General features: G+C 58.6%; 2 rRNA genes. Both read right to left on the bottom strand.

Features of this window, described 5'->3' with window-relative positions:
* A 23S ribosomal RNA gene (locus FJR00_RS15435) occupies positions 1-3038 on the bottom strand; the annotation flags it as partial.
* Positions 3039-3489: 451 nt separating this feature from the next.
* Positions 3490-4641 (bottom strand): 16S ribosomal RNA (locus tag FJR00_RS15430); the annotation flags it as partial.

Genomic DNA, 4641 nt, shown 5'->3' with positions numbered 1-4641 from the left:
GGGGCATGGAAACCTCATCTTGAAGTGTGCTTCCCGCTTAGATGCTTTCAGCGGTTATCACGTCCGAACGTAGCTAATCAGCGGTGCCCTTGGCAGGACAACTGACACACCAGAGGTTCGTCCATCCCGGTCCTCTCGTACTAGGGACAGCTCTTCTCAAGTTTCCTCCGCGCGCAGCGGATAGGGACCGAACTGTCTCACGACGTTCTAAACCCAGCTCGCGTACCGCTTTAATGGGCGAACAGCCCAACCCTTGGGACCGACTCCAGCCCCAGGATGCGACGAGCCGACATCGAGGTGCCAAACCATGCCGTCGATATGAGCTCTTGGGCAGGATCAGCCTGTTATCCCCGGGGTACCTTTTATCCGTTGAGCGACGGCGCTTCCACAAGCCACCGTCGGGTCACTAGTCCCGACTTTCGTCTCTGCTCGACATGTCTGTCTCACAGTCAAGCTCCCTTGTGCACTTACACTCGACACCTGATTACCAACCAGGCTGAGGGAACCTTTGGGCGCCTCCGTTACCTTTTGGGAGGCAACCGCCCCAGTTAAACTACCCACCAGGCACTGTCCCTGATCCGGATCACGGACCGAGGTTAGACATCCAGAACGACCAGAGTGGTATTTCAACGATGACTCCACGGACACTGGCGTGCCCGCTTCACAGTCTCCCACCTATCCTACACAAGCCGTACCGAACACCAATACCAAGCTATAGTAAAGGTCCCGGGGTCTTTCCGTCCTGCTGCGCGTAACGAGCATCTTTACTCGTAGTGCAATTTCGCCGAGTTCGTGGTTGAGACAGTGGAGAAGTCGTTACGCCATTCGTGCAGGTCGGAACTTACCCGACAAGGAATTTCGCTACCTTAGGATGGTTATAGTTACCACCGCCGTTTACTGGCGCTTAAGTTCAGAGCTTCGCCGCACACGTGCGACTGACCCGTCCCCTTAACGTTCCAGCACCGGGCAGGCGTCAGTCCGTATACATCGTCTTGCGACTTCGCACGGACCTGTGTTTTTAGTAAACAGTCGCTTCTCCCTGGTCTCTGCGGCCCTCCGTGCCAACCCGCGAAGGGGTCTCACACGTCGGGCCCCCCTTCTCCCGAAGTTACGGGGGCATTTTGCCGAGTTCCTTAACCACGATTCACTCGATCGCCTTGGTATTCTCTACCTGACCACCTGGGTCGGTTTGGGGTACGGGCGGCTCGGACCTCGCTAGGAACTTTTCTAGGCAGCATAGGATCACCCTTCTTCCCGCATACACGGTCACCATCAAGCCTCGGACAACTGATGGGGCGGATTTACCTCTCCCCGGTCCTGCGCTCTTGGACGTGGACAACCATCGCCACGCGGAGGCTACCTTCCTGCGTCCTTCCATCGCTTACCTACTACACGCTCGGGTCGCGCGTTCCACCGCCGCTCACCAACCCCCCCGAAAGGGAGCAGGGTCTGCGACGGCTTCAGGCGCTTAGCATCACGTGATTCGGTACTGGGCGGTCCTTCGCCGGTTCCGGAATATCAACCGGATGTCCATCGACTACGCCTGTCGGCCTCGCCTTAGGTCCCGACTTACCCAGGGCAGATTAGCTTGACCCTGGAAACCTTGGTCATTCGGCGGAAGAGTTTCTCACTCTTCTTTCGCTACTCATGCCTGCATTCTCACTCGTGCCGCGTCCACACCTCGATCACTCGGATGCTTCTCCCGCGGCACGACGCTCCCCTACCCAACGACACGCCTGGACCCACCCCACGAGGGGACGGGCCGAGCGAATATGTCGTTGCCACAGCTTCGGTGGTGTGCTTGAGCCCCGCTACATTGTCGGCGCGGAATCACTTGACCAGTGAGCTATTACGCACTCTTTCAAGGGTGGCTGCTTCTAAGCCAACCTCCTGGTTGTCTTCGCAACTCCACATCCTTTCCCACTTAGCACACGCTTAGGGACCTTAGCTGGTGATCTGGGCTGTTTCCCTCTCGACTACGAAGCTTATCCCCCGCAGTCTCACTGCCATGCTCTCACTTACCGGCATTCGGAGTTTGGCTGACGTCAGTAACCCGGTGGGGCCCATCAGCCATCCAGTAGCTCTACCTCCGGCAAGAAACACATGACGCTGCACCTAAATGCATTTCGGGGAGAACCAGCTATCACGGAGTTTGATTGGCCTTTCACCCCTACCCACAGCTCATCCCCTCAGTTTTCAACCTAAGTGGGTTCGGGCCTCCACGCGGTCTTACCCGCGCTTCACCCTGGCCATGGGTAGATCACTCCGCTTCGGGTCTAGACCCAGCGACTCATACGCCCTGTTCGGACTCGCTTTCGCTACGGCTACCCCGCACGGGTTAACCTCGCCACTGAGCACTAACTCGCAGGCTCATTCTTCAAAAGGCACGCCGTCACCAGCCCACGGGCCGGCTCCGACGGATTGTAGGCACACGGTTTCAGGAACTATTTCACTCCCCTCCCGGGGTACTTTTCACCTTTCCCTCACGGTACTTGTCCGCTATCGGTCACCAGGGAATATTTAGGCTTGGCAGGTGGTCCTGCCAGATTCGTACGGGATTTCTCGGGCCCCGTACTACTTGGGACGTGCGATACGGAGTCGAGAACATTTCGGCTACCGGGGTCTCACCGTCTGTGCCAGGCCTTCCCAGACCTTTCGCCTATGAACTCGATTTCTTACTCCGCACCGGCGTGGTAGCACCGGTACACACACTCCCACAACCCCCCAGCTGCAACCCCTACCAGGTGATCACACAGCTGAGGTTTGGCCTCGTCCGCTTTCGCTCGCCACTACTCACGGAATCACATGTTGTTTTCTCTTCCTGCGGGTACTGAGATGTTTCACTTCCCCGCGTTCCCTCCACGCACCCTATATATTCAGGTACGGGTGACTGGAGATGAGTCCAGCCGGGTTTCCCCATTCGGAAATCCTCGGATCAAAGTCTGGTTATCGACTCCCCGAGGCTTATCGCAGATTCCCACGTCCTTCTTCGGTTCCTGGTGCCAAGGCATCCACCGTGCGCCCTTGTAAACTTGAAACAAAATTAAGCCACAAAGATGCTCGCGTCCACTGTACAGTTCTCAACACACGACCAGGCCAACCCCAGGCAAACGCTCCCGCCACACACACCACCCAGCAACAGCTGGACGACGCGGGTACGGACAGCACCCAGGGCCCCGGCACTCCAGAAGGCCCGGCACCACCGGCCCCCCGTGCACGCACGAAGGACCCAGGTGGGGCCCGATCCCTCAGGACCCAACAACGTGTCAGCACCACCCCCGACCCCACCCAGGCGGACCCTTCCACACCCACCCCCACACGAGGAGGCAGGTCGTACTAGGCCACCGGGACAGGACACCGGGAACGGCGACGGAATACTGATGTTCCACCCGAGCACCCGCCGTGGGACGAACGCCCACGCAACGGGAACCAGACACCGGCCACCCACCCCGAACCGGGACGGGCACCAGGTGCCAAGATGCTCCTTAGAAAGGAGGTGATCCAGCCGCACCTTCCGGTACGGCTACCTTGTTACGACTTAGTCCCAATCACCAGTCCCACCTTCGACGGCTCCCTCCCACAAGGGGTTGGGCCACCGGCTTCGGGTGTTACCGACTTTCGTGACTTGACGGGCGGTGTGTACAAGGCCCGGGAACGTATTCACCGCAGCGTTGCTGATCTGCGATTACTAGCGACTCCGACTTCATGGGGTCGAGTTGCAGACCCCAATCCGAACTGAGACCAGCTTTAAGGGATTCGCTCCACCTCACGGTTTCGCAGCCCTCTGTACCGGCCATTGTAGCATGCGTGAAGCCCAAGACGTAAGGGGCATGATGATTTGACGTCATCCCCACCTTCCTCCGAGTTGACCCCGGCAGTCTCCTATGAGTCCCCACCATCACGTGCTGGCAACATAGAACGAGGGTTGCGCTCGTTGCGGGACTTAACCCAACATCTCACGACACGAGCTGACGACAACCATGCACCACCTGTGTACCGACCTTGCGGGGCCCCCATCTCTGGGAGTTTCCGGTACATGTCAAGCCTTGGTAAGGTTCTTCGCGTTGCATCGAATTAATCCGCATGCTCCGCCGCTTGTGCGGGCCCCCGTCAATTCCTTTGAGTTTTAGCCTTGCGGCCGTACTCCCCAGGCGGGGCGCTTAATGCGTTAGCTGCGGCACGGACCCCGTGGAATGGGACCCACACCTAGCGCCCAACGTTTACGGCGTGGACTACCAGGGTATCTAATCCTGTTCGCTCCCCACGCTTTCGCTTCTCAGCGTCAGTAGTGGCCCAGAGACCTGCCTTCGCCATCGGTGTTCCTCCTGATATCTGCGCATTCCACCGCTACACCAGGAATTCCAGTCTCCCCTACCACACTCTAGCCTGCCCGTACCCACTGCAGACCCGGGGTTAAGCCCCGGGCTTTCACAGCAGACGCGACAAACCGCCTACAAGCTCTTTACGCCCAATAATTCCGGACAACGCTCGCACCCTACGTATTACCGCGGCTGCTGGCACGTAGTTAGCCGGTGCTTCTTCTGCTCCTACCGTCACCCAAAGGCTTCGTCAGAGCTGAAAGAGGTTTACAACCCGAAGGCCGTCATCCCTCACGCGGCGTCGCTGCATCAGGCTTTCGCC

Source organism: Ornithinimicrobium kibberense, from assembly GCF_006519705.1.
GTDB classification, from domain to species: Bacteria; Actinomycetota; Actinomycetes; order Actinomycetales; family Dermatophilaceae; genus Ornithinicoccus; species Ornithinicoccus kibberensis.
The sequence above is the reverse complement of the archived record's forward strand: the minus strand, read 5'-3'. Positions and strand labels throughout refer to the sequence as shown.